Annotated in this window: 1 protein-coding gene; it reads left to right on the forward strand. The window is 73.6% G+C overall.

Going from position 1 to position 435, the window contains the following annotated elements; translation table 11 throughout:
* On the forward strand, window positions 1–435 hold a 435-nt coding region (nrfD, locus tag AC5RUJ_RS18425; protein WP_494156537.1), incomplete at both ends, for an NrfD/PsrC family molybdoenzyme membrane anchor subunit.

Below are 435 nucleotides of genomic sequence, written 5' to 3' on the forward strand. Positions count from 1 at the left end.
GGCGCCGCGCCGGGACCGGAGACGGCTCGGGCGAAATGCCGGTGGTGCCGGAGGCACGGTTCGCCTCCTACTACGGCCGGCCGGTGGTCAAGCCGCCGCCGTGGGGAGACCCGATAGCCCTCTACCTCTTCCTGGGCGGCGTGGCCGGCGGCTCGGCGCTGCTCGGACTCGGCGGGCAATTGACGGGCCGGCGTGCGCTGTGCCGCAACAGCCGCCTGTCCGCCCTCACGGCAGTCGGGTTCGGTGCCGTGGCGCTGATCGAAGACCTGGGCCGGCCCGAGCGGTTCCTCAACATGCTGCGCACCATCAAGCCCACCTCGCCCATGAGCCTGGGCTCCTGGATCCTCGCCGCCTTCAGCGCCGGTGCCGGGATTTCCGCGGCGTCCGAAATCGACCGCCTGACCGGCTCCCGGCTGCCGCTGGGGCCGCTGCGCC

The sequence above is a fragment of the Arthrobacter sp. Y3223164 genome, assembly GCF_059091005.1.